We start from the raw sequence: 25,336 nt of genomic DNA, 5'->3' as shown, positions 1-25,336 counted from the left end.
CGGCTCGCTCATTTGACCGTGTTGCCCCACAGCTTGGAGTCGTCGACGTTCTCCTTGGTGACCAGCGGGGCGGGCAGCTGGTCCTCCAGGATGCCGCTGGGCAGCTTGACGATCTCGGAGTCGTGGTCGGTCGGTCCCGGCTTGAACTTCTTCCCGTTCATCGCGGCCTTGATGTAGTACATGCCGTACTTGGCGTACGCGTCGGCGGGCTGCGAGACGGTGGCGTCGATCTGTCCCTTGCGGATCGCGTCGAACTCCTGCGGGATGCCGTCGTTGGAGATGACGGTGATGTGCCCCTTCTCGCCCGCCTTCTTCAGCATCCCCTTGGACTTGAGGGTCTGGAGGGTGGGCGCGAGGTAGACGCCGCCCGCCTGCATGTAGATGCCCTTGAGGTCGGGGTTGGAGTTGAGGAGCGTGTCCAGCTTGGAGGCGGCCGTGTCGGACTCCCACTTGGCGGGGATCTCCAGGACCTTCAGCTTCGGGTACTTGTCCTTCACGCAGTCGCGGAACGCCTTGGAGCGCTCCCGGCCGTTCACGGACGCCAGATCGCCCATGATCTGCGCGACCTTGCCGGTCTTGACCTGCTTGCCGAGGTAGTCGCAGGCCTTCTCGCCGTACGCCACGTTGTTCGCGCGTACGACCATGGCGACCTTGCCCTTCTCGGGCGCGACGTCGACGGCGACCACGGGCACGCCCTTGCGCTCGGCCTGGTCGAGGCCCGCGGAGATCGCGGCGCTGTCGAGCGGCGCGACGACCAGGCCCTTCACGTTCTGGTTCAGCTGGTTGTTGATGTCCGTGATCTGCTGCGAGGGGTCGCTGTTGGAGTTGACGGTCTTCATCGCGTCGACGTCCTCGGACTTCGCCATCTTCGGCACGTAGTCGTTGTAGGACTGCCAGAACGGCGAGGTCAGCAGGGGCAGGATCACGCCGACCTTGCCCTCGCCGCCTCCACCGCCGGACGACGCGGTGTCCTTCGTGCTGCCGCACGCGGTGAGCGCGAGGGACGCGCAGGCGGCCGCCGCGGCGATGCGCGCCACGCGCGAAGTCCCCGTCCTGCTCGGCCTGCTGGGCCTGTTGCGCTCTGTACTGCCGGCCATCTGACGGCTCCTCATCGGGCGAGATCGAACGGATTCACGGACCCTGATGACGCGAATATTTATCAGACCACTTGGCCCCATCAACACCCCTCGTCGCCAACTTTTCGCGGTTTCAGGCCGTAGTGGTCGGACCACATCCCTGGCTAGACTGCCGCGCATCCGGCTAGTGGAGGAGCGTTACGTGGACCAGCCAGAGCAGTTGGCCCCCCAGAAGGGCACCGTGACGCAACGGGCCATCGAGCAGATCAAGGCCATGATCGGCGAGGGCAGGCTCGAACCGGGCCAACGCCTGCCCACGGAACGGGACCTGGCCGTCCAACTGGGCATCTCGCGCAGCTCGATGCGGGAGGCGATCCGCGCGCTGACGGTGCTCGGGGTGCTCGAAGCGCGGCACGGCTCCGGCATCTACGTCACCCAGCTGGAGGCGGGCGACCTCCTGGAGACCTTCGGGGTGGTCGCCGATCTGTCCAGGGGCCCGCAGCTCGTGGAACTCCTGGAAGTACGGCGGGTCCTGGAGTCGACCGCCACGGCACTGGCCGCCGCACGCATCTCACCGGACCAACTGGCCGATGTGGAGAAACACTTGGAGGCGATGAACGCCACCGACGACCCGGAGGAGATCCTCTCCCACGACCTAGCCTTCCACCGCACGATCGCGTTCGCCGCGGGCAACGACACGATGGCCGCGATCCTGGAGGGCCTCTCCTCGCGCACGTTCCGCGCGCGGGTGTGGCGCGGCTACCAGGAGGAGGGCGCCTTCGAACGCACCCGCCGCGAGCACGCCCGCATCCACCGCGCCCTGGTCGCCCGCGACCCGGAGGCGGCACGGGCGGCGGCGGCCGCGCACGTGGGCGAGGTGGAGGAGTGGCTGCGGGCGCAGCTGGACGGGTAGCACCGCCCCTGGCACACGGGACGGCGCGTACGGGACCGCGCACGCGCACGGCCCCCGGTGCCGTGGCACCGGGGGCCGTCAAGCGGGACGGGCTACGCCTCAGCCCCTGCTGAACCGCAGCGTGACCAGCTCGAAGGGCCGCAGCGTCAGCGCCACCGCGCCGTCCGCGAGCTCCGGCGCCACGGCGTCGGCCAGCGGGCGCTCCAGGAGGTCGGTCACCGCGACCGCGCCGGCCGGGAAGCCCGCCGTCAGCGTGGCCTTCGCGCGGCCGCCGCGCGACTCGTGGAAGCGCACGACCACGTCGCCGCTGCCGTCGTCGGCGAGCTTGACCGCCGTGACGACCACGGCGTCGTTGTCGAGCGTGACCAGCGGCGCGACGTCCGCGCCGCCGTTCACCCGGCGCTCGGGCAGGTTGATGCGGTAGCCCTCGCGCACCGCGTCGCCGATCGCCGCGCCCGGCACCAGCGCGTGCCGGAAGCGGTGGACGCCCTGGTCGGTCTCGGGGTCGGGGAAGCGCGGGGCGCGCAGCAGGGAGACGCGGACCGTGGTGGTCGTGCCGGAGTCATCGGCGCGGACCGTGCGGGTCACGTCATGGCCGTACGTCGAGTCGTTGACGAGCGCGACGCCCCAGCCCGGCTCCTCCAGGTGCACGAAGCGGTGGTTGCACGCCTCGAACTTCGCCGCCTCCCAGCTGGTGTTGGTGTGGGTGGCCCGGTAGAAGTGCCCGAACTGGGTCTCCGACGCGTACCGCTCGGCGTGGATGTCCAGCGGGAAGGCGAGCTTGAGGAACTTCTCCGTCTCGTGCCAGTCGACCTCGGTGTCGATGTCGAGCCGCTGGGCGCCTGCGGCGAGGGTCAGCACCTGGGTGAGGCGCGAGTCGCCGAAGGAGCGCACGATCCGCACCGAAGCGCCCTCGCCCGGCTCGACCTCGTCGGCCTCCGTGAGGTCGGTGACGGTGTTGCGGTAGAACTCGTCGACGTCCCAGGCGTCCCACATGTTGGGGAAGTCGCCGTGGATCTGCGGCAGGTTGGCCGCCTGGCCCTGCGGGACGGTCTCGCGGTCGGCCACCAGGTCGTACGCGGAGACGACCAGGCCGCGCGCGTCGATCTCGACCCGCAGCAGACCGTTGTCCAGGACGAAGCCGCCGTCGGCGCGGGAGGCGATCGCGGACTGGCCGTCGACCGCGGCCGCCCTGGCGCCGCCCGCGGGCACGCCTTCACGGGTGTGCGGCGTGGAGTTGAAGACCAACGAGCCGCTGCCCTCGCCCGCGAGCGCGCGCTGTGCCTTGTCGATGATGCCGGTCAGCTCCTGCGCGAGCGCCGCGTACGTCGCGCGGGCCTCGCGGTGCACCCACGCGATGGACGAGCCGGGCAGGATGTCGTGGAACTGGTGGAGCAGCACCGTCTTCCAGATGCGGTCCAACTGCTCGTAGGGGTAGGCGAATTCCGCGTCGCGCACGGCGGCCGTCGCGGCCCACAGCTCCGCCTCGCGCAGCAGGTGCTCGCTGCGCCGGTTGCCCTGCTTGGTGCCGGCCTGGCTGGTGAGGGTCGCGCGGTGCAGCTCCAGGTAGAGCTCGCCGACCCAGACGGGGGCGTTCGGGTACTCCGCCTCGGCCTTCTCGAAGAAGGCGGCGGGCGTCTCCCACTGAACGGTCGCCGAGCCCTCCAGGTCCCGCAGGCGCCCGGCCTTGGCGATCATCTCGCGGGTGGTGCCGCCGCCTCCGTCACCCCATCCGGTGGGCGCGAGCGAGTGCCGGGCGACGCCCTTGTCCTTGAAGTTCTTCGCCGCGTGGGCGATCTCGCTGCCCTTCATCGAGCAGTTGTAGGTGTCGACGGGCGGGAAGTGCGTGAAGATGCGGGTGCCGTCGATGCCTTCCCAGTTGAAGGTGTGGTGCGGGAAGCGGTTGGTCTGCGACCACGAGATCTTCTGCGTGAGCAGCCACTTGGCGCCCGCCGCCTTGATGATCTGCGGCAGGCCCGCGGCGAAGCCGAAGGTGTCGGGCAGCCACGCCTCGTCGTTCTCCACGCCGAACTCGTCGATGAAGAACCGCTTGCCGTGCACGAACTGACGGGCCATCGCCTCCGAGCCCGGCATGTTCGTGTCCGACTCGACCCACATGCCGCCGGTGGGCACGAACCGCCCGTCGGCGACGGCCTTCTTGACCTTCGCCCACACCTCGGGCCTGTGCTCCTTGATCCACGCCCACTGCTGCGCCTGCGACATGGCGAACACGAAGTCCGGCTCGTCCTCCAGGAGCGCGGTCATGTTGGACGTCGTGCGCGCCACCTTGCGGACCGTCTCGCGCAGCGGCCACAGCCACGCGGAGTCGATGTGCGCGTGCCCGATGGCGCTGATGCGGTGTGCGGAGGGCTCGGCGGGGGTGGCGAGCACGCCTTCCAGCTGGGCGCGCGCGGCGGCGGCCGAGCCGTTCACGTCCTGGAGGTCGACTGCGTCGAGCGCGCGGCCGACCGCGCGCACGATGTCGTACCGGCGCCCGGAGTCGGCGGGCAGCTCCTGCATCAGCTCGCCGAGGACCTCCAGGTCGATGACGAGCTGCCACACCGTCTCGTCGAAGACAGCGAGGTCCATGCGCTCAAGCGTGTACTGGGGCTCGCTGCCCGCGGTCTCCTTGTCGCCGAGCTGGGTGGGCAGGAAGGGGTGGTAGTCGAGGATGACGGGGTTGGAGGCGCCCTCGATGTGCAGGCGCACCTCCTCGCCGCCCTCGGCGGGGGCGGCGACGCGCACCCACTGGTTGCGCGGGTTGAGGCCCTTCACCGGGGTGCCGTCGGGACGGTAGACGAGGCCCTCGCACTGGAAGCCGGGCATGTTCTCGTCGAACCCGAGGTCGAGTATCGCCTCGACGGTCTTCCCCGCCCACTCCTTCGGCACGGTCCCCGTCACCCGGAACCAGCTGGTGCCCCAGGGCGCGCCCCACTTCTGACCGACGGCGGTCGGCGAGGGCTCGGCGGCGAGCCCCTCGGCTACCGGCACGGGCTCGCCGGGCGCGTTCCACACGGCGACGTCGAGCGGCACGGACGCGGGATACACGGCGGGCCTGATGCGCTCGTCCAGAACGCGCTTGAGGCGGGCTTCGACCAGGGTGCGGTCGTCATGCATGGGGTTCTCCCAGGTGAGTGTCGTGCAAGGTCAGCCCCTCCGGCGTTCGAGGAGCGGGGTCCGGGGCGGAGCCCCGTGTCGGGCCAGGACCGGCGCCTACCCGACGGAGCCGGGAAGCACCACTTCGCCGATGCCCCGCGCAGCGAGGTGCTCCGCGTCGGCGGCCCGGCTCGCGAGGACCGCCGTCGGCCGGGCGCCGTCCCCGGCAAGGCGCGCGAACGCCTCGAAGACCGCACCCCCAGGGGCACAGGCCGAGCGCCGCGACACCGCGTCGTCCACGACCACCGCGGTCGTGCGGGGCGCCGGATCGTACGAACGCCCCCGCCACTCCTCGACGACCCGCGCGATCGCGGCCCCCGCGGGCTTGACCTTCCCGTCGTTGGTCAACAGGCCGAGGCTGTACTCCAGTTCCGGGAAGTCCGCGAGGTCGCGGGACACGTCGTGGGAGCACCACCACGTCACGCCCCACACGTCCTGGCAGTCGAGCGCCCCCTCGATCGTCTCCTCGGTGAACGCGGCCGCGTGCTCCGCGGGGATCAGCGGCGCGGGCGCCCCGACCTCCTGGAGCCAGACGGGCCTGCGCGGATCGAGCGCCCACGCCTTGGACAGCTCGATCATGTACGCCGCGTGCCCCCGGGTCGCCGCGGAGGTCCGCCCGTGCCGCTGCGCCGTGCCGTTGAACACCCAGGAGTGCACCGCGGTGACCCCGCCGAGCCGCGCGGCCTGCGCCGGGGTGAAGGGCTGGTCGTCCTGGTACCAGGCGGCGTCGTACTCGGCGTGCAGGTGCAGCTTGCCGGGGGCGCCCCGCTCGCACGCGTCCAGGACGGTGCGCAGCCAGCTCTCCGCCTGCTCCTCGGTGATGTGGTCGGGGTCGGGGTGCGGGCCCGCCGAGAACTGGTTGATCTCGTTGCCGATGGTCATGCCGATGAAGTTCGGCCGGTCGGCGAGGGCCGCGGCGAGCGTGCGCAGGTACTCGGCCTGCCCGGACACCACGTCGGGGTCGGTGAAGATGTTCCGCCGGTGCCAGGTCTGGGTCCACGCGGGCAGGAAGTCGAAGCTGGACAGATGGCCCTGGAGCCCGTCCACGTTGACGTCGAGGCCGCGTTCGGCGGCGGCGTCGGCGAGGGCCACCAGCTGCTCGACGGCGCGGGGGCGGATCAGAGTGCGGTTGGGCTGGAAGTACGGCCAGATCGGGAAGACCCGGATGTGGTCGAGGCCGAGCGAGGCGATGGCGTCGAGATCGGTCCGTACGGCGTCGATGTCGAAGTCGAGCCAGTGGTGGAACCACCCCTGGCTCGGGGTGTAGTTGGCGCCGAAGCGCGGCGTGCCCGAAGGCGGTGCGGAGGAGAGCAAGGCGGATCCTGGTTCTGGAGAGGGGCGCGCGAGCCGCGGGGCAGAACGGCGGCGGGGCTCAGCCCTTGACCGCGCCCTCGCCGACCCCGCGGAAGAAGTACCGCTGGAGGCAGGCGAAGAGGACGATCAGCGGCAGCACGGCGATGACCGTGCCGGCCGCGACGAGCCGCTCGTCGTTGGCGAAGGTGCCGTGCAGATAGTTCAGGCCGATGGTCAGCGTGAAGCGGTCCGGGTCGCTGAGCACGATCAGGGGCCACAGGAAGTCGTCCCAGGCGCCCATGAAGGCGAAGATCGCGACGACCGCGAGGGTGCCCTTGACCGCGGGCAGCGCGATGCGCAGGAACCGCTGCCAGACGTTCGCGCCGTCCACGAACGCGGCTTCCTCGATCTCGTAGGGCACGTTGAGGAAGGCGTTGCGCATCAGCAGGACGTTGAGCGCGGAGACGCAGCCGGGCAGCAGCACGCCGATGAGGGTGTTGTTGAGGCCGAGCTCACGCATGGTGGTGAACTGGGCGATGATGATGCCCTCGACGGGCACCAGCATGGCCAGGATGAAGACGATCGTGGCCGCCTTGCGTCCCCGGTAGCGCAGGCGCGCCAGGGCGTAGCCCGCGAGGGTGGCGCCCACGCAGTTGGTGACGACGTTGGCGGCGGCCACCTTCAGGGAGTTGAGCGCGTAGTCCCAGACGGGGATGGTGTCGGCGACCCGCTCGTAGTTGTGGAGGGTCGGGTCGGATGGCAGGAACTTCGGCGGTGAGCTGAAGATGTTCTCGTGCGGGCCCTTGAGGGACGTGGACAGCTGCCACAGGAAGGGGCCGATCATCAGCGCGAGGACGGCGAGCAGCAGTCCGTAGCGCAGGACGATCTCCCACACCGGCATCCGGCGGCCGTTCTCGTCGGTGAGCCGCGGCCCACGCCGGGGCCTGGTCTCCGTCGCGTGGTCGGTGGCGCTCACGCGTCCTCCTTACGGTCCGCCCGCAGCACGAGCAGCATCAGTGCGACGGTGACGACGAAGACGACGACCGAGATGGCCGACGCGTAGCCGACGCGTCCGGTGAGGCCGGTGCCGACGCGCTGCACCAGCATCACCAGCGTGGTGTCCTCGCCCGCGGGTCCGCCGGTGGGGCCCGCCATCAGATAGACCTCGGAGAAGACCTTGAAGGCGGCGACCGAGGAGAGCGCACCGACCAGCACCATGGTGGAGCGCACGGCGGGCACGGTGACGCTGATGAAGCGCCGCACCGGCCCCGCGCCGTCGACGGCGGCCGCCTCGTGGAGCTCGCGGGGCACGTTGGCGAGCGCCGCGAGGTAAATGATCATGTAGTAGCCGAGGCCCTTCCAGACCGTGACCGCCATGGCGCTGAACAGGAGCAGCCACTGGTCGCTGAGGAAGCCGACCTTCCCGACGCCGACGGCCTCCAACAGGGCGTTGACCAGGCCGCGTTCGTCGAGCATCCACACCCAGATCAGGCCGACGACCACGATGGAGGCGACCACCGGGGTGTAGAAGGCGGACCGGAAGAAGGTGATGCCGGGGATGTGCTTCTGGACGAGCATCGCCAGCAGCAGGGGCAGCAGCACGAGCGCGGGAACGACCACGAGCACATAGATCGTGCTGTTGCGCAGGCCGATCCAGAACATGTCGTCGTGCAGCAGTTCCTGGAAGTTGGCGAAGCCCACGTATTCGCCGGGGATCAGCGTGCGCTTGTCGGTGAACGCGTTGTTGAGCGTGCTGAGGAACGGATAGAGGATGAACACGGCGACGATCGCGAGCCCGGGAGCGGCGAACAGCCAGGGACTGGTGGGCAGTTGGCGCCTGATGCGGGTGGCGCCCGCTGCGTCGCGGCGGGCGCCCGCGGGCCGGCCCTGAGGGGCCTGACCCGTGGTGCTCGTGTCGTTCGGGGTCGCCTTCTCGGCGGTGGGGCTCTTCATGGCTGGTGTTCCCGGGTCGCGGCTCGGCACGGCTCAGCTCTGCTTCAGCAGCCGGTCACAGTTCTTGACAGCGTTGTCGAGCGCTTCCTTGGGGCTCTCCTTGCCCTGGAGGGCGCGGGCGACGGCGTTGCGCAGCTCGACCTTCATCTGCTCGCTGAAGAGCACGGGCGTGTAGTTCACCGCGGTCTTGATGGACTTGGCGGCGGCGACGCGGACCCGCGTCTCCTCCTTGCCGTCCTGCTTGGTGAAGTACGGGTCGTCCAGGGAGCCCTCGGTGCTGGGGAAGATCGCGACCTTCTTGGCGAACTCCATCTGGTGCCGCGCGTCCGTGACGAAGTGCGCGAAGGCGACGGCGGCGGGGGTCTGCTTGGTGCGGGCGTTCACCATCACGCCCATCACGTACATGTTGTCCTTGCCGGTGCTGCTGATCTGCGGGGTGATGCCGATGTTCTTGTACAGCTGCGGCGCGTCCTTCTTGAACTTCTCCAGGTCGAGCGCGCTGCCCGGGTTCATGGCGACGGCCTCGGTGAGGAACTTCTTGCCGGTCGACTCGGGCGTCGCGGTCAGCGCCTGACCGTCCAGGGCCTTGGCGTCGTACAGCTTCTTGTACTTGGTGAGGAGTTCGACGCCCTTGGCGTCGTTGAAGGAGAAGCCGGTGCCTTCCTTGTCCATCAGCGGCACGCCGTAGCGGCCGAAGTCCTCGATGGTGGGGACGTTGGCGAGCGTGGCGACCTTGCCGTCGCTCTTCTCCGCGAGCTTCAGGGCGTCGTCGAAGAGCTGGTCGTACGTCTTCGGAGGCTTGTCCGCGTCCAGGCCCGCGTCCTTGAAGAGGCGCTTGTTGTAGAACAGCGGCCCGGTGTTCAGGTACCAGGGGAAGGCGTAGGTGCCTTCGGTGCCGGGTATCTGGTGGCTCTTCCAGGCGCCGGGCAGGTACTCCTTCTCGTACTTCCCCGCGGCCTTGTCCAGGTCCATCGCGATGCCCGCCTTGGCGAGCGGGGCGACCAGGTCGGGCGAGACGTTCACGACGTCGGGCAGCGTACCGGCGGCGGCGTCGGCGCTGATCTTGTCGGCGTAGCCCTCGCCGGGCTGGTCGACCCAGTGGACCTCGGTGCCGGGGTACTTCTTCTCGAACTCGTCGACCAGGCCCTCGAAGTAGGGCTTGAAGTTGGCCTTCAGGTTCCAGGTCTGGAAGGTGATCTTGCCTTCGATCTTGCCCGAGGCGTCCGTGGAACCGCCCTCGTCCCCGTCGCCACAGGCACTCAGGGGCAGCAGGACAGCGAGGACGGCGCCTGCGGCGACCGCTCTGCGGGGGGTACGGGAGATACGCACGGTGAAACGGCTCCTTTGCTCGGCCCAGCGTGAGACGGCGGTGACTGCGGCCGTCCGAGCCGGGCAATCCTCGCCGAGGCAGACCTTGCATCCAACTGCGGATAAATGTCAATGGATTCCGGCCGACGATCGTCTTGCGGATATCCCGGATCGTCTGCCTTCGATGACAACTGACCAGGTCAACAGGGTGCGTTGAGACTCTTGCGGCGAAGCACTAATGCGCTTTAGGGTCGGATCGCTCAAGCGCATTAGTACTCGGGCGTCAGGAGTGCTCAGACGTCAGGAGTACTCGGGCGTCAGGAAAGGGGCAACGGGTGCAAGGCAAGCGGTCACCGGCTCGCCGGCCGACCATGAAGGACATCGCGCGCCGCGCCGGAGTCTCCGAGAGCGCGGTCTCCTTCGCGCTCAACGACCGGCCCGGGGTCTCCGACCTCACCCGTGACCGGGTGCGCCGGGTCGCCGAGCAGCTGGGCTGGCGGCCCAGCACGGCGGCGCGCGCCCTGTCCGGCGAGGGCTCGGCGACGGTGGGCCTCGTGGTGGCGCGGCCCGCGGCGACGCTGGGCGTCGACTCGTTCTTCCTGCAGCTGATCTCGGGCGTCCAGGAGGTGCTCGCGGAGCGGCACTTGGGGCTGTTGTTCCAGGTCGTCGAGGACGTGGCGGCCGAGTGCGCGGTCTACCGGCGCTGGTGGGCCGAACACCGGGTCGACGGCGTGCTCGTGGTGGACCCGCGCACCGACGACCCGCGGCCCGCGCTCCTGGACGAGCTGGGGCTGCCCGCCGTCGTGACGGGGGGCGTGCCCGATCCGGAGGCCGGCCATCCGGGACTCTCGACGGTGTGGGCGGACGACGCGGGCGCGATGGCGTCGGTCGTCGGCCATCTGTACGCGCTCGGGCATCGCCGCATCGTGCACGTCGCGGGCCTCGAAGGGCTCGCGCACACCGAGCGGCGCATCCGCACGCTGCGGGCCGAGGCGGCGGGGCGCGGCCTGGACGGGGTGCGTTCGGTGACGACGGACTACTCGGACGCGGAGGGCGCCGCGGCGACCCGGCGGGTCCTGGAGTCCGCCGAGCCGCCGACGGCCCTGGTGTACGACAACGACGTGATGGCCGTGGCCGGTGTCGCCGCCGCGACCTCCCTGGGCTTCGCGGTCCCCGGCGACCTCTCGGTGGTCGCGTGGGAGGACTCGGCGCTGTGCCGCATGGTGCACCCGTGGCTGACCGCGCTCTCCCGGGACACGGTGGCCTTCGGCAGGTCGGCGGCCAGGGAACTGCTCGCGCTGCTCGACGACGGACCCGCGGCGACGGTCCAGGTGCCGTTGCCGCGGCTCATCGAGCGGGAGAGCACGGGCCGGGTGCGGGGCTGAGGCCCGTGACCGGACGTCAGTCGCGCGGCGGCCCCGGCGGCCACGGGAGCGCCGCCAGGATCGGCAGCAGCGCCTCCTCCTCGTAGTCGAGGTGGGCCGTCAACTCAGCGGACATCCGGGCCAGTTCGGCACGGAAGCGCTCCGGGTCGGCGCCGTCGATACCCCCGAGGAGCTCCGCGAGACCACGCTGGATGCGGGCCACGGTGCGGTGTTCCTCGGCGAGCCGGTCGAAGGTGTCGCGCAGCTCGGGGTGGTAGCCCGCCATGGTGGGGAAGAGGTGCGCGTCCTCGCTGGTGTGGTGGAACTCCAGGGCGTCGCAGAACGCCAGGCAGTGCTGTCTGATCTGGAGCCCGAGGCCGGGCGCGGGCGGCGCTCCCGGACCCCGGTGCGCGGCGAGCGCCGCGAAGTGCGCGTCGGTCTCGGCGCGCACGTGCCGCAGCTGACCGCGCAGCCACAGGTGCACCTGCACCATCTTGTCGGCGAAGTTCGCGGCCTCTTCGGGGATGTCGGCCTCGTGCGCGGGCCGTTCCAGGACGACGACCGGCAGGGTGCGGCCGGTCCGCGCCTGGTAGTCGCCGTATCCGGCGTCGGCGGCCACCACCCGCGCGAAGAGCCGGTCGCGGCGCTCCCCCTCCGCGGGCACGGCGATCGCCTGGAACTCCTCGGTGCCGAGCTCCACGCGCACCGCGGGGCGGGCGAGGACGTTGTGGTACCAGTCGGGGTGGTGCGGCGAGCCGAGGTTCGACCCGACGACCAGGAGCAGGTCACCGTCCCGGACGTAGCCGAGCGGAGTGGTGTGCTCCTTGCCGGTGCGGGCGCCGGTGGTGGTGAGCAGCAGCAGGTCGCCGCCCTCGAAAGGGCCGCCGACCCGGCCGCCGTGGGCGCGGAACTCGTCGATGACGGACTGGTTGAAGGGTGTGGGCATGACGGTGTCAGAACTCCGTACGGGGTGTGCGGGCCCGCGTCGACCGCACGCTCGCGCACGTCGACAGCGGTACGAATGAGGGGGATGCGCGGGGCACGGGTGACGGCGCGCTACAGCGCACGGTCAGGCGGTGGCCCGGGGGTGTGAACTCACGACGTGGTCATCGGCGTCGTCCTTGAGTGAAGGTGCTCGCCCGGTCGCCGACCTGCCCACTGCTCCGTGGTCGGCGCCACGCGGCACGAGCACCATTACAGACATCCACTCCCCCGCTTGTCAACGCGGGTTCCCGCACACCTTCCTACCGCGCCGGCACCTCCGGCAGGTCGGAGCGGTACAGGCCGAACTCCGCGATCCGCACCGTGCGCCGCGACCTCGTCACCCGCAGCCGCCACCGCCGCGCCGTCACCGGCCCCGCGAGCACCAGGACGCGGCTCGCGCCCACCGTGTCCACCTCGGTCACGGTCCGCCAGGCGTCGCCGACGCGCGCCTCGACGACGGCGTGCTCCAGCTGCTGCCCGTGCCGGATGTCCTCGGCGAGCCTGATCCTGTCGACCTCGCGGGCCCGGCCCAGGTCGACGGTGACGGTGCCCGCCGCGCGGTCGTGCCGGGTGCGCGCGCCCCCTGCGAGGTCCTTGGGCAGCTCCTTGCGGATCCGCTCGCGGAACTCGCGCAGCCGGGTCACGTCCGCGTCGGGGAGGAGTCCCCTCTTGTCCGGCGGGATGTTGAGCAGCAGCACCGAGTTGCGTCCGACCGAGCGGAACCAGATGTCCGTCAACTGCTCGACGGTCTTGGGCTGTTCGTCCTCGTGGTAGAACCAGCCGGGCCTGATGGACACGTCGCACTCGGCGGGCCACCACTGCACGTACTGGGCGACGGAGCGCGCATCGGCGAGCGCGGCGCGGCTGCCCTGGTCCGGCGCGTCGTACTTGAGCGCGTAGTCGACGCTCCCGTTCCCCGAGTCCTTGACGGGGACGACGCTCCACTCGTTCTCGCGGGCGAGACCGCCCTCGTTGCCGACCCAGCGCACGTCGGGGCCGCGCACCGCCATCGTGGCGTTCGGGGCGAGGGCGCGGATCAGCGTGTACCAGCTGTCCCAGTCGTACGTCTCCACCTTGTCCGGCGGGATGCGGCCCTGCGCCCCGTCGAACCAGACCTCGTCGACGGGCCCGTACTCGGTGAGGACTTCGTAGAGCTGGTTGAGCATGTGGGCGCCGTAGTCGGTGGCGTCGAGCGTGAAGGTGCGCGGGGCGTCGTCCGCCCGGTCGTCGCCGGGTGTCAGGGTCGGGATGGTGCGCGGCGCGCGCTCGCTGCCGTTGGCGTAGACGCCGTCGAGGTACTGGTTCTCGTCGGCGGGCGAGATGTAGACGCCGACCTTGATGCCGTACCGCCGCAGCGAATCGGCGAACGACCTGAGCACGTCCCCCTTGCCCTGGCGCCAACTGCTGCTCGCCACACCGTGCTTGGTGTAGCGCGTCTGGTAGAGGACGAACCCGTCGTGGTGCTTGACGGTGAGGATGGCGAGCTTGAAGCCGCCGTCGCGCAGGGCGCGCGCCCACTGGTCGGTGTCGAGGCCTGAGGGCTGGAAGACGTCCGGGTCCTCCTCGCCCGTCCCCCATTCGAGCCCGGTGAAGGTGTTGACCCCGAAGTGCAGGAACGCGGTCTGCTCCAGCTTCTGCCAGGCGATCTGCCGTGCGGTGGGCCGGACTCGGGAGGCCTTGGCGACGACGGACTCCGGCGAGTCGCCGGGGCCGACCGGGATGCGGTAGGGCGGTTCCGCGCCGCCGGGACGGGTGGCGGCGGCAGCGGCGGAGAGGGGAAGCGAGGCACTGGAGGCGGCGACGGCGGTGCTGACGGCGGCGGCCATGAAGAGGCGTCTGCTGACGGTCATGGGCTGCGGATCTCCCTCGGGGCGGGGGGGGGCGGCACGAACGGGGTCAGGTTGCGGTCAAGGTCCATACGGCGGGCGGGCGTTGGTCGGCCGGGTACTGGAGGAGCCGCCCGTCGTCCGTGACGTGGGCCGCCATGCGCGTGACGGCGTTGGTGAGCCGGTAGCCGCCGGCCGCCCCGCCGATCTCCCAGCGCTGGAGCGTGTTGCCGGGGTCGCAGGTCTCCTCGGTGACGGCGGTGCCCGGTTGCAGCGGCACGTTGAGCGTGAGCTTTCCGCTCCGGGTCTCCAGGCACGCGCCGCTCGCGGCGGAGCGCAGCGTGACGTACCCGTCGGCGGTGCGCCTCACCTCGACGTCGACGGGCTCGGCACGCCCTTCGGTGTCGCGCAGCGTGTACGTCCCGTCGGCGACGGGCACCCGGGTCGGATCGCGCCATCCGGGGGCGTGGCCGACGGACTCGGCGCGCGCGGCGAACGCGTCGTACGTGGTGTCGGGGTGCGGATCGCCCCAGGTGACCTGCGCGATGTGGGCGAGCGGCGCCGCCATGGTCGCGGCCACCTCGTTCTCGGTCTCACCGCGTCCGTTGTCGGGCCACAGGCTGATCTTCGCGCCGGTCACGCCCTTGCCGGTGGCAAGCCGCTCGCCCTCGAAGACGCGCGGGTCCCAGCGCTCGTCGTACAGCTTCCGCGTGTCGGTGTGGAAGCCGCCGCGCACGAGGTAGAGGGAGTAGGCGGCGTTCATCACCGGGTGGCCCTGCGCGATGAGGGTGCTGGGTTTGGTGCGCACGTCCAGCCAGTGCTCGACGGTCGTGCCGGGCGCCACGGGGACGGTGTTGTCGCCGGTGAGCCCGTCGTTCCAGATGCGCAGCCGCTTGCCCTTGGTCCCCGCGTAGGCGTGCACGCGGTTCACGAAGTCGATGAACGCGTCCTGCGGGGTCGCGTGCGCGCCGTACTTCTTCCTGGCGTACTCCAGGACGTGCGGGTACTTGGCGAAGTCGGAGCCGAGCATGTACTCGTCGGCGCCCATGTGCCAGGACGTGGCGGGGAAGACCTCGGCGTACTCGTCGACGAGGCTCGTGTAGTAGTCGAAGGCCGCGTCCTTGGTGACGTCGAGGCGCGCGGGCTGCGGGGTCCCGTCGGAGTCGGTGAGCTGGAGGTCGGGCCGCTTCTCCAGCCAGGGGTCCATGTGTCCCGGCGAGTTGATCTCCGGGACGATCGTGACGTGGTACTTCTCGCCGAGTGCGACGAGCCGCCGCAGCTCGCTCTTGGTGTAGTAGCCCCAGGAGTTGGCCTCGGGGTGCGCCTCGCTCTTCACCTTGAGTTCGAGGAGCAGCTGGTTCTGTTTCCGGTACGCCATGTCGCGCACCAGGTTCTCCAGCCAGGGCAGGGAGATGTTGATGTAGCAGGCGCAGACGCCGACGCCGCGTTCCTCGTAGCGCGGCACGTCGACCGTGCGGCCCGCGGGCACCTCCGCGCTCCGGTCGAGCAGTTGGAGCAGGGTCCGGGTTCCGTAGAAGGCGCCGGCCTCACTGGCTCCGGTGATCTCCAGGCGCTGGCCGGCCCGGAGTTCGTACCCCTCGGCGCCGAGCGCGCGGCGTTTCCGGTCGACGTCGATGACGATGTCCCCGGCGCGCGCCCGGCCCGCGGTGATGCGCACGGCGTCCCGGCCCGCGGCGTCCAGGTCGTCGGCGAGCGTGGCGGCGACGCGCCGCGACGCGGGGTCCCTGGCGACGAGGCGGGTCGCGGGTCCGTAGTGGTAACTGCCCTCGGCGGGCGTCCAGTCGGTCAGGGCGGGCACGGTACGGGGCGCGCGTGGCGGCCCTCCGTCGGCCGCACCGGCCGGAGAAGCGACCGAGGAGAACAGAACCAGGACGACACACGAGGCGGCGAAGAACGAACGCAGTTCGGTCATGACATCCGATGATTCAAGCAGCCACGGAGGGAGTCAATGCATTGATCCCGGCGGGGTCTTGGACATTTCCGATGACCCATCGGATGAATGGAGAGGCACTAGGACACTCCGCGGCGCGCCGGGCGTGGCGAAGATCCGCCCCGCGGGATGGTCAAGTCACCCTGCTTATTGTAGTTTCCGCATCGTGGATCACTCGGCTTCGCAGGGGCACTGGGAGCACCGGCCGTCACAGCGGCAACTCCCCCGCCCCACGCGGCCGTAGAGCACGCGGCGGGCCGAGCGCGTGCCGATGACGCTCGGCCCGTCGCCGCGTGAGGTGCGGACGGCCGTGGAGGGGACGGCCGTCCGCACCCGGGGGAACCCGCGCGGACGGCGGCCCCACACACCCGTGCCCCCGCCCGAGGGGCGGCCCCACACACCCGTGCCCCCGCCCGAGGGGCGGGGGCACGTGGCGAAGCGGACCGGTCGGGGTGACCGGGGCTCCTGCCGGATCGGCCGTTCCGGGGTCGGCTCAGTCGATTCCGGGCAGGATGTGCGGCTCGGCGAGGTCGTCCTCGTATCCGGCCAGGCGGATCGGGGCCGCCTTGGCCCATGCTTCGAGGTTGCGGAGCTTCTGGGGCCGACCGGCCCGCTCGCCGCCGCGTTCCGCCGGTCGCTTTTCCTGCTTCGTCAGATCTGGTGTCACCGCGCACTCCTTTGTGTCGCGTAACGGAAGGACAAGGGCAGTTCGGTCGCGGTGGCGCCGGTTCGAGGCGGGACCGCGGCCGTGGTTGCCGGCCTGTCCCGGGGCCGCCGAGAGATGTTTGTGGATCTCTCGTGGCAGCCCGTTCGCCCCAGGTTAACCAAATGAGCGTGCCCGCGCTCGATGGGGCCCAAAGGTTGGACAGATTCCGGACAATGGCCCCTCCCCGGACGACGTCGGCCGGCGGGTCCCGACGGGGTGGGAGGGGGCCGCGTCGCGCACGGGGGCCGGTGCGCCCGCTGCCCCGCACCGCCGGGCGCGGCGGACCGCCCCACGGGCATCCGACGGCCCGCCCGCACCACCCGTGACGGGCGCGAAGGCGAGAAACAGCCATCGTCTTACCCCGTACGACTGGCGCGAACGCGTCGCGTGCGACCGGACGCGAAAAGGGCCGCCCCGGCGAGCGGGGCGGCCCTTCGGCGCGCGTCAGGTGCGGGGCGGCGGCCGCCGCCCCGGACGGTCTACCACTTGCCGGGCGCGTAGTCCTTCATGAAGACGCCGTAGAGGTCGTCGCCGGCCTCGCCGCACACGATCGGGTCGTACACCCGGGCCGCGCCGTCGATCAGGTCGAGCGGGGCGTGGAAGCCCTCCTCGGCCAGGCGCAGCTTGTCGTAGTGCGGGCGCTCGTCGGTGATCCAGCCGGTGTCGACGGAGGTCATCAGGATGCCGTCGGTCTGGAACATCTCCTGGGCGCTGGTCCGCGTCACCATGTTCATCGCGGCCTTGGCCGCGTTCGTGTTCGGGTGGCCCGCGCCCTTGTAGCCGCGGCCGAAGACGCCCTCCATCGCCGAGACGTTGACGACGTAGGCGCGGCCGCTCGACGCCTTCTTAGCGGCGTCGGCCATCGCCGAGCGCAGCGCGCTGATCAGGATGAACGGCGAGGTGTAGTTGCACAGCTGGGTTTCGAGCAGCTCCACGGGGGAGATCTGCTCGATGGTCTGCACCCAGGTGTTGCTGTCGACCACGTCGGGGACCAGGCCGCCCGCGTCGATGGCGGTGCCGTCCAGGTGCCGGGCGACGCTGGCGTTGCCCGCGACGAGCGCGAGGTCGGCGACCTGCTGGGCGTCCAGGCCGCTGGTGCCGACGGGCAGCGCGGCCAGGCCGTCCACCGCGCCCGAGTTGAACGCGCCGATCACGGAGTGGGCGGGCAGCTCACCCGCGGGCAGCGGCGCGCTCTCGCCGTCGACCAGGGCGGCGTACGCGGAGGGCAGCCTGCGCACGGTCTGCGTGGCGTTGTTGATCAGGATGTCCAGCGGCCCCGCCGCGGTGAGCCGCTCGGCGAGCGCGACGGACTGCGCCGGGTCGCGCAGGTCGATGCCGACGACCTCCAGGCGGTGCAGCCAGTCCGCCGAGTCGTCCATCGCCTTGAAGCGGCGGATGGCGTCCTTGGGGAACCGTGTGGTGATGGTCGTGTGGGCGCCGTCACGCAGCAGCCGCAGCGCGATGTACATGCCGATCTTGGCGCGGCCGCCGGTGAGCAGGGCGCGCTTGCCGGTGAGGTCGGCGCGGGCGTCGCGCTTGGCGCGGTTCAGGCGGGCGCAGTCCGGACAGAGCTGGTGGTAGAAGTAGTCGACTTCCACGTACCGGGTCTTGCAGGTGTAGCAGGAGCGCGGGCGCTGGAGTATCCCGGCGACCCGGCCCTCCTCGGTCTGCGAGGAGGGCAGCAGGCCCTCGGTCTCGTCGTCGATGCGCTGCGCGGAGCCGGTCGCGGTGGACTCGGTGACCGCCTTGTCGTGGGCGGTCTTGGCGGCCCGGCGCTCCTGGCGGCGGCGCTGCTTCACCGTGCGGTAGATCCCGGCCGTGGCCCGGCGCACGGCGATCGCGTCCGGGTGGTCGACGTCCAGCTTGTCCAGCTCGTCGAGGACCTCGAGGCAGACGGCGAGGCGGTCCGGGTCGATGCCGGGGCCGTACGAGACGGTCCCCTCCTGGCTTTCGTCTGTCACCGTCATCGCCGCTCGTCCTCGTGTCATTCCGTGCCGCGGCGCGTCGGGTCGTCCGCGGAAGCTCCAAAAGCGCAACTTTACGTAGCGCGGGGCCCCGTCACCAAACCCGCGCCGTTGGCGCACAGCGCCACGAGGTCGTGGATCTCCTTGCGCACACTGTCCGCGAGGAGCTCCAGGTCGGGCACCGCGGCGGCGTCGGCGACCAGGCCGAAGTGCACCCGGCCCCGGTAGGTGGAGACCGCGACGGCCAGCGACTGGCCCCTGGCCAGCGGCGCGAAGGGGTAGACGGCGGCGAGCGGGCAGCCGCCGAGGCGCAGCCCGATGCCGGGCAGCGGCACGCTGGTCACCAGGATGTCGAAGAGCAGCCGGGCGGCCTGGGCCACCACCGGGCCGCCGATGCGGTGCCCCAGCGCGGGCACGCGCTCGGCGAGCAGCGCGACGGCGCCCGCGCCGCGCTCGGGCCCCGCGTCCTTGTTGCGGTCCATGGCGGTGCGCACGCTGCGCAGCCGCACCAGGGGGTCCTCGTCGCTGACGGGGAGGCGCACCAGATAGCCGGAGAGCCGGTTGCCCGGCGGCTGGGCGGTGCGCGGGCGGCGCCGCGAGACGGGCACGAGGGCGCGCGGCTCGACGCCCTCGCTGCAGTCGCCGCGCTCGTCGAGCCAGCGACGCAGGGCTCCGGCCACCACCGCGATCAGTACGTCGTTGACGGTGCCGCCCACCGCCTTGCGCACCTGGTGGACGTCGTCCAGGTCCAGGACGACGCCCGCCGTGCGGCGGGTGCCGGTGGCGGCCGAGGTCAGCGAGGCCGATGAGCGTACGCCGAGGGTGGCGCGGGCCACCGAGGTGCCGATGCCGAGGGCCTGGCCGACCTCGCTGACGGTCTCGCGCAGAAGGCCCGGCAGCCTGCGCGGGTCCGGCAGGGGCCGCCTCGCGACCACGGGCGCCGGGCGCCTGGGACGCGACACGGGCAGGTCGACGGGGTCGAGCAGGGAGGCGGCGAGCGTCAGCGCGCGCAGCCCGTCGGCGAGCGCGTGGTGGAACTTGAAGAGCACGCCGAAGGAGGTGCCGTCGGTGCCGGGCAGCACGTGCGCCTCCCACGGCGGCTTGGCGCGGTCCAGCGGGCGCTGCATCAGCTCGCCCGCCGCGGCGTGGAAGTCGGCCACCGGGGCGGCGATCCGCACGTGGTCGAACGGGTCGAAGGCGCACACCGGGGCGCGGGTGGCGCCGCCGAAGGGCAGCCATACGGAACGTATGCGCATGCGAAGGCCGGGCACGCCCTCCGCGCGGGCCGCGAGGAGCCCCGCGGCCCGCTCCGCCGCGTCGGGCTCGTCGTCGGCCTCGAAGACGCCGAGGGCCCCGAGGTGCATGGGGTGTTCGGCGGTCTCGATGTTCCAGAAGGCCAGATCGAGAGGTGCGAGCAGGTCAGCGGACTCAACAGGCGATGTGGTCAATGGCTCGCTCTCGCGTCGGGGGTCGATGCGGGGGATGGCAAGCACGCAGTCAAGCGCCGACCGGCAATTACAGTCAAGTACGATCAAGCTACGCTGAGTTAACAACAGATTAAGACCCGCCTCTCTGAGAGAGGCGGGTCTCGTGTGACTCAGGTGGTGCAAAAGTGAACTGCTGTTACTTCAGGGCGGGCGGCGCCGCGGCGGGTGACGTTCCCCAGTCCGAGGGCCGCTCCCCCACCGTGAAGGAGAGCTCTCGGATGCCGCGGAGATCGCCGGTGGTCAGATAGGTGTTCTCCAGCGCGGCCCCGTCGGTCCGCGCGGACTGGATGTACCGCTTGGTGTCGGACGTGCCCGGCGCCTTTACCGTCAGCGCGCCGCGCGGGTAGTACCGCCGGTCGAGCCGGATGTCCACGCGCTCGAAGACCGGCGTCGACAGGCCCCAGGTGTCCGTGCCCGGCTGGACCGGGAAGACGCCGATCGAGGACAGCACGTTCCACGCGGACATCGTGCCGAGGTCGTCGTTGCCGGTCATGCCGGTCGGGGCGTCCGTGAAGAGGGTGAGCGCGGCGTGCACCACGTCCGTCGTCTTCCAGGGCTGGCCCGTCGAGAGGTAGGTGTACGGGGCGATGAGGTCGGGCTCGTTCTGCGGGTTGTACTTGTCGGCGTTGTAGTAGTCGTAGGGCCCGTTCACCCACACCTCGCGGGCCGTCTTCGCCGGGTCCTTCAGGAGCTGCTCGTAGGCGAAGAAGGAGTCGAGTCGCTCGCCGGCCGCCTTCTTGCCGCCGATCAGGCCGACCATCCCCGGCAGGTCCTGCGGAACCAGCCACTGGTACTGCCAGGACGTGCCCTCGTGGAAGCCCTCGCTCTTGGCCGGGTCGGCGGGGCCCGTGAAGGCACCGGCCGCGTCGCGCGCACGGAAGAAGCCGGTCGACGGGTCGAAGATCTTCCGGTAGTTCTGGGCGCGCGCCGCGTACCGCCGCGCGTCGTCCTCGTGCCCGAGGTCGCGCGCCATCTGCCCGAGCATCGCGTCCGAGAGCGCGTATTCGAGCGTCGCGGACGCCCCGTGGTCGTAGTCGGAGTCACCGGGCTTGGCGTGCGGGCGGCCCTTGACGTACGGCGCGAAACCGTCGGCCAGATACTCCTTGTTGGCCTCGCGGCCGACCGGCGCCGATTCCGCGGGCGGCACGCCGTCGGCGTTCTTCTTCAGCGCCCGGTACGCGTCCTCCTCATGCCCCTTGAGCAGGCCCTGTTGATACGCGTTGGTGAGGAACGGCGTGACCGGATCGCCGGTCATGATGTTCGTCTCGACCGTGCCGTAGCCCCACTTGGGCAGCCAGCCGCTCTCCTTGTCGATCTTCAGGACGGAGAGCGCCATGTCCCGTGACTCGCGCGGCGCGAGCAGCGCGAGGAGCTGCGCCTGGGTGCGGTAGGTGTCCCACAGGGACCAGTTCTGGTAGTACGTGAATCCCCCGTCGTCGGCAGCGCGGTGGGGCTTCTGGTCCCAGCCCGTGTAGCGGCCGTCGACGTCGCTGCCGATGTTCGGCGCGAGGAACGAGCGGTACAGGGACGAGTAGAACGTGCGGCGCACGGTCTCGCTGCCGCCCTTGGCCCGTACGGCGCCGAGCCGGTCCTCCCAGGCGGACCGCGCCGCCTTCGCCACCCGGTCGTACGAACGCCCGCCCTCCGCACGGAGGTTGAGCGCCGCCCCCTTCGCGTCGACGTAGGAGAGCGCGGTGGTGGCCTCGACGGTGCGGTCCTTGGTGGTGTCGAAGCGGACGTAGGCGCCGTTGCGCTCGTCGTCCGCCGACGACTCCTTCGAGCCCGCCGTGACCGTGCCGCCCCGCCAGGTGCCGGACGTCTTGAAGGGCCGGTCGAAGCGGGTGATCGTGTGCAGCGTGTACGGCTTGGTGTCCTGGCAGAAGCCGCTGCCGGTGAGGGAGGTGCGCACCGTGCGGCTGTCGAGGATCTCGACCTTGGTGCGCACGGTCTTGTGCAGCGACTGGCCCGCGTTCAGCAGGACGTTGGCCTTGCCGGTGGCGGGGAAGGTGTAGCGCTGCACGCCGGTGCGCTCGGTCGCGGTCAGTTCGGCGTCGATGCCGCCCTTGAGGCCCACTTGGTAGCGGCCGGGACTCGCGCTCTCGTCGTCGTGGCTGAACTCGGCGGCGTACTTGGCGTAATCGGTCTCCGTCACGTCACCGGTCGTGGGCAGCACCGGCAGATCCCCGCCGAGCCCGCAGCCCACCCCGGACAGGTGCACCGTGGAGAAGCCCCGGATGTGGGTGTCGGAGTGGTCGTAGCCGGTGTTGTGGCCGGTGTCGGGCGAGAGCTGGACCATGCCGAACGGGACGGCGGCGCCCGGGTAGGTGTTGCCCTCGTTCTCGGTGCCGATGAACGGGTTGACCAGGTCGGTGAGGCGGCCCGGGTGCGGGGCCGCCGCCTCGGCCGAGGGGATCGCGAGGGCGCCGCCGATGAGCGCGGCCGTCAGCGCCACCGTCCCAGCGCCGCGCAGCCGTTGGGTCCATCTCATGCGTGGGAACGCCTCCTCGAAAACCATTCGACAACGTTGTCAGAGCACGCTTCGCGCTCATTCTTGGGTCGCCCGCGCACACCCGTCAAGGGGCGTGCACCCCGGCGGTGGCGGAGGGTGGAAGCCCCCGGTCCGCCCGTGCGGGCGGACCGGGGACCGCGTGCTCAGGAGCCGGCGCAGCCCGGCACCGTGGCCTGCGACGCGTCGCGGATCAGCGCTTCGTGCGCCGCCTTCAGCCGCTTCACGTCGGGCTTGACGACCCTGCGGTCGTAGGTCAGCAGACCGTTCAACTCGCCTTCCACGTCCGAGATCTGGGTGTAGACCGCGCCGTTGCCGCCCTTGCAGGCGAGCTTGCGCAGTTCCTGGAGCTTGGCGATGTACCCGTCCGTGTAGGCGGCCGGATCCACGTCGACGTAGCTCTGCTGCACCGACCAGGCGTGGCCGGGCACCGCGAGTCCGAGTCCGCCGTACTCGCCGCTCACCAGGGCCCGTTCGCCGTCGGGGTGCGGTGGCAGCGCGGGGCTCGGATAGCCGTGCTCGTCCATGATGTCGCCGGTGCCGCCGTCGGCCCCGAGGTTGAGCCCCGACATGTTGTTGACCAGGCGCGTCGGGTCCCAGGACTTGGCCTGCGCGGCGATGCGCCCCACGTCGTACTGGCCCCAGCCCTCGTTGAAGGTCACCCACATGATGATCGAGGGATGGCTCGCGTGCTCGTCGATCATCTGCTTCATCTCGTGCTCGTACTGCGCGCGGGCCGCCGTGCTCGGATTGCGGTCGGACCGCATGGACGGCATGTCCTGCCAGACGAGCAGGCCCAGCTTGTCCGCCCAGTAGAACCAGCGGTCCGGCTCGACCTTGATGTGCTTGCGCACGGAGTTGAAGCCCATCTCCTTGTGCATCTTCAGGTCGTACGCGAGGGCCTCGTCGCTCGGCGCGGTGTGCAGCCCGTCGGGCCAGAATCCCTGGTCGAGCGTGGCCATCATGAAGACCGGCTTGCCGTTCAGCATGGTGCGCGGGGTGCCGTTCACCTTCTGGACGGAGATGGAGCGCATCCCGAAGTAGCTGCGCACGCGGTCCCCGCCGACGCTCACCTTCAGGTCGTAGAGGAACGGGTCGCTCGGTGACCACAGGCGCGGCTTGGCGATCTTCAAGGTCAGCGGGGCGCCGGTCCTGCCGCGCACCTCCGCGACCTTCTTGCCGCCCGCGTACGCGGTGGCGGTGACGGGCAGACCGTCCCGGACTCCCTTGGTCTCCACGGCCAGTTGACCGCGTCCCACATCAGGCGTGAGCTTCAGCGAGTCGACGTGGTCGGCGGCGACCGGCTCCATCCACACCGTCTGCCAGATGCCCGACGACGGCGTGTACCAGATGCCGCTGGGGTCCAGGCGCTGCTTGCCGACGGGCGGGTTCGCGCCGTCCGCCGAGTCGGTCGGGTCGTGCACGCCGACGATGAGTTCCTGGGTGCGTCCTGGCTTCAGGGCGTCGGTGATGTCGGCGCTGAACTTGTCGTAGCCGCCCTGGTGTTCGGCGACCTTCTTGCCGTTGACGTACACCTCGGACTGCCAGTCGACGGCACCGAAGTTCAGCCGGAGCCGTTTGCCGTCGCCGACCTTCCAGTTGGCGGGCACGGTGAAGGTGCGGCGGTACCACATGCGGTCCTCGTGCCGCTGGATCCCGGAGAGCTGGGACTCGACGGGGTAGGGAACGAGGATCTTCTCCCCCAGCTGCTTGCCGACCGGCGGCTTCTCGCCCTTCTCGGCGGCGGCGAACTGCCAGGAGCCGTTGAGGTTCTGCCAGGCGTCGCGCTTCAACTGCGGCCTGGGGTACTCCCGGTGGGCGTTGCCGGGCGTGACCTCGTCGCCCCACTTGGTGCTGAGCTCGTGCGTCGAGTGGTTGGGCCCGCTGCTCCAGAACGCGGCGACGGACTCGCCGTCGTCGCCCGCGAGCCCGCCCTTGCCGTCGTAGCGCAGATCGGCGGTGCCGCGAGCGGTGCCCTGCTTGTTGCCGACGACGGGTTCCTTGAGCCCGACGAGCAGCGCCCGCGGGTCGTCCGGGTCCGCCTTGACGTCGCTCAGCGGCCACTTGGCCCCGCCGATGACGGCCTCGATGTGCGCGGCGAGTCCGGCCGGGGGCGGGGCGATCCGCTGGGCGAAGTCGAGCTTGAGGGTGCGGCCGTCCTCGCCGACCGTGGCGGCGGTGGCACCGTCGTAGTCGTAGCCGTCCGGAAGGCGGAACGCGGAGCTCGGCACGGCCTTCTTGGCGCCGCCGGGCTCGGTCCAGCGCAGATGCAGGTTGGACCCGCCGTAGTGCTCGAAGTACTCGACCTTGATGTCGTAGGCCTTGCCCGCGGTCAACTCGACGGGCGCGGAGGTCTGTTCCTTGTCCCAGTCGTCGACCCAGTGGTCGATGGCGAGCCTGCCGTCGACCCACAGGCGGAAGCCGTTGTCACCGGTGATCGAGAACGTGTGGGCGCCGGACTTCTCCGGGACGACCTTGCCGGTCCAGCGGACGGTGGCGTCGTCGGGCTTGCCCGTGGCGAAGGACAGGCGCGGTTCGAGGTTGTCGAAGTCGATGTTGGGGTCGAAGCCCGTGGCCTTGAGCTCGTGGAAGTCGAAGGCGCCGGGGGCGGACTGGGTGTAGTACTCGCCCTTCAGGCCGTGCACCTCGGGGGTTTCGTCGGCCGCGGTCGCGGTCGTGGCGGGCACGGCGGTCAGCCCGGCGAGGGCCAGGGCGAGGGCGAGCAGCAGGGCCAGTCGTGGACCGATTCTCGCGGGTCGTCTGGGACGTCGTATGCGCACGGATCCTCCTTGTCGAGGAAGGGTGGCGGCTCGTTACGGGAAGCGCGGCGGCTCGTACCGGGGAAGGGT

At 70.9% G+C, this 25,336-nt stretch carries 16 protein-coding genes; 2 read left to right on the top strand and 14 right to left on the bottom strand.

All coding sequences use genetic code 11. The features are described 5' to 3' along the window. Positions 1-8 precede the first annotated feature (8 nt). Positions 9-1,097 carry a sugar ABC transporter substrate-binding protein gene (locus ACIO9J_RS20880; RefSeq protein ID WP_402001393.1) on the bottom strand — a complete coding sequence of 363 codons (1,089 nt, stop codon included), beginning with the start codon at positions 1,095-1,097 and terminating at the stop codon, positions 9-11. Positions 1,098-1,278: 181 nt separating this feature from the next. Between ACIO9J_RS20880 and ACIO9J_RS20875 the strand changes: the two genes are divergently transcribed. Beyond that, positions 1,279-1,989, top strand: coding sequence for a FadR/GntR family transcriptional regulator (locus ACIO9J_RS20875; protein ID WP_402001390.1), 711 nt, complete (start codon positions 1,279-1,281; stop codon positions 1,987-1,989). Positions 1,990-2,088: 99 nt separating this feature from the next. Here ACIO9J_RS20875 and ACIO9J_RS20870 read toward each other — a convergent pair whose 3' ends face one another. The 5 genes from ACIO9J_RS20870 to ACIO9J_RS20850 form a co-directional block, all read right to left on the bottom strand. Continuing rightward, entirely contained in the window at positions 2,089-5,106 is a 3,018-nt protein-coding gene (locus tag ACIO9J_RS20870; protein WP_402001386.1) for an alpha-mannosidase, read from the bottom strand. Positions 5,107-5,202: 96 nt separating this feature from the next. Then, entirely contained in the window at positions 5,203-6,459 is a 1,257-nt protein-coding gene (locus ACIO9J_RS20865; RefSeq protein WP_402001383.1) for a glycosyl hydrolase, read from the bottom strand. A 58-nt stretch (positions 6,460-6,517) separates the two neighbouring features. Further along, a complete protein-coding gene (locus tag ACIO9J_RS20860; RefSeq protein ID WP_402003519.1) occupies positions 6,518-7,339 on the bottom strand; it encodes a carbohydrate ABC transporter permease in 822 nt (273 codons plus the stop codon). Between the two features lie 71 nt (positions 7,340-7,410). Beyond that, positions 7,411-8,391 carry a carbohydrate ABC transporter permease gene (locus ACIO9J_RS20855; RefSeq protein ID WP_402001380.1) on the bottom strand — a complete coding sequence of 327 codons (981 nt, stop codon included), beginning with the start codon at positions 8,389-8,391 and terminating at the stop codon, positions 7,411-7,413. A 33-nt stretch (positions 8,392-8,424) separates the two neighbouring features. Then, entirely contained in the window at positions 8,425-9,720 is a 1,296-nt protein-coding gene (locus ACIO9J_RS20850) for an ABC transporter substrate-binding protein (RefSeq protein ID WP_402001378.1), read from the bottom strand. A gap of 350 nt (positions 9,721-10,070) precedes the next feature. On the opposite strand from ACIO9J_RS20850, the gene ACIO9J_RS20845 reads away from it, so the two are divergent. Then, a complete protein-coding gene (locus tag ACIO9J_RS20845) occupies positions 10,071-11,084 on the top strand; it encodes a LacI family DNA-binding transcriptional regulator (RefSeq protein WP_402001375.1) in 1,014 nt (337 codons plus the stop codon). Positions 11,085-11,100: 16 nt separating this feature from the next. On the opposite strand, the gene ACIO9J_RS20840 is transcribed toward ACIO9J_RS20845, so the two are convergent. From ACIO9J_RS20840 to ACIO9J_RS20805, 8 genes are all read right to left on the bottom strand, one after another. Continuing rightward, positions 11,101-12,009: a nitroreductase/quinone reductase family protein gene (locus ACIO9J_RS20840; protein ID WP_402001372.1), complete on the bottom strand. Its 909-nt coding sequence runs from the start codon at positions 12,007-12,009 to the stop codon at positions 11,101-11,103. A gap of 298 nt (positions 12,010-12,307) precedes the next feature. After that, the gene (locus ACIO9J_RS20835; protein ID WP_402001369.1) at positions 12,308-13,897 is read right to left on the bottom strand and encodes an alpha-L-fucosidase; all 1,590 of its coding nucleotides are present in this window, start codon (positions 13,895-13,897) and stop codon (positions 12,308-12,310) included. A 46-nt stretch (positions 13,898-13,943) separates the two neighbouring features. Next, positions 13,944-15,806 (bottom strand): family 20 glycosylhydrolase, encoded by a 1,863-nt coding sequence (locus ACIO9J_RS20830; RefSeq protein WP_402001366.1) that lies wholly within the window; start codon positions 15,804-15,806, stop codon positions 13,944-13,946. Positions 15,807-16,317: 511 nt separating this feature from the next. Further along, positions 16,318-16,491, bottom strand: coding sequence for a hypothetical protein (locus ACIO9J_RS20825; protein WP_384547461.1), 174 nt, complete (start codon positions 16,489-16,491; stop codon positions 16,318-16,320). Positions 16,492-17,009: 518 nt separating this feature from the next. Then, complete coding sequence (locus ACIO9J_RS20820; protein ID WP_402001363.1) at positions 17,010-18,497, bottom strand: SDR family NAD(P)-dependent oxidoreductase; 1,488 nt, start codon at positions 18,495-18,497, stop codon at positions 17,010-17,012. A gap of 71 nt (positions 18,498-18,568) precedes the next feature. Further along, complete coding sequence (locus tag ACIO9J_RS20815) at positions 18,569-19,978, bottom strand: wax ester/triacylglycerol synthase family O-acyltransferase (RefSeq protein WP_402003516.1); 1,410 nt, start codon at positions 19,976-19,978, stop codon at positions 18,569-18,571. A 139-nt stretch (positions 19,979-20,117) separates the two neighbouring features. Then, positions 20,118-22,469 (bottom strand): GH92 family glycosyl hydrolase, encoded by a 2,352-nt coding sequence (locus ACIO9J_RS20810; protein WP_402001360.1) that lies wholly within the window; start codon positions 22,467-22,469, stop codon positions 20,118-20,120. A gap of 164 nt (positions 22,470-22,633) precedes the next feature. Next, positions 22,634-25,267: a PA14 domain-containing protein gene (locus ACIO9J_RS20805; RefSeq protein WP_402001358.1), complete on the bottom strand. Its 2,634-nt coding sequence runs from the start codon at positions 25,265-25,267 to the stop codon at positions 22,634-22,636. Positions 25,268-25,336: the final 69 nt, after the last annotated feature.

This window comes from Streptomyces sp. NPDC087300 (assembly GCF_044744425.1).
Lineage (GTDB): Bacteria > Actinomycetota > Actinomycetes > Streptomycetales > Streptomycetaceae > Streptomyces.
This window is presented reverse-complemented; position numbering and strand designations above follow the sequence as displayed.

What these genes read in the sequence shown, in the direction of transcription:
- ACIO9J_RS20810 (WP_402001360.1), bottom strand. Translation starts at nt 22,469, where the DNA reads ATGAGATGGACCCAACGGCTGCGCGGCGCTGGGACGGTGGCGCTGACG.
- ACIO9J_RS20845 (WP_402001375.1), top strand. Translation starts at nt 10,071, where the DNA reads ATGAAGGACATCGCGCGCCGCGCCGGAGTCTCCGAGAGCGCGGTCTCC.
- ACIO9J_RS20860 (WP_402003519.1), bottom strand. Translation starts at nt 7,339, where the DNA reads ATGCCGGTGTGGGAGATCGTCCTGCGCTACGGACTGCTGCTCGCCGTC.
- ACIO9J_RS20880 (WP_402001393.1), bottom strand. Translation starts at nt 1,097, where the DNA reads ATGGCCGGCAGTACAGAGCGCAACAGGCCCAGCAGGCCGAGCAGGACG.
- ACIO9J_RS20870 (WP_402001386.1), bottom strand. Translation starts at nt 5,106, where the DNA reads ATGCATGACGACCGCACCCTGGTCGAAGCCCGCCTCAAGCGCGTTCTG.
- ACIO9J_RS20820 (WP_402001363.1), bottom strand. Translation starts at nt 18,497, where the DNA reads ATGACGGTGACAGACGAAAGCCAGGAGGGGACCGTCTCGTACGGCCCC.
- ACIO9J_RS20830 (WP_402001366.1), bottom strand. Translation starts at nt 15,806, where the DNA reads ATGACCGAACTGCGTTCGTTCTTCGCCGCCTCGTGTGTCGTCCTGGTT.
- ACIO9J_RS20840 (WP_402001372.1), bottom strand. Translation starts at nt 12,009, where the DNA reads ATGCCCACACCCTTCAACCAGTCCGTCATCGACGAGTTCCGCGCCCAC.
- ACIO9J_RS20855 (WP_402001380.1), bottom strand. Translation starts at nt 8,391, where the DNA reads ATGAAGAGCCCCACCGCCGAGAAGGCGACCCCGAACGACACGAGCACC.
- ACIO9J_RS20835 (WP_402001369.1), bottom strand. Translation starts at nt 13,897, where the DNA reads ATGACCGTCAGCAGACGCCTCTTCATGGCCGCCGCCGTCAGCACCGCC.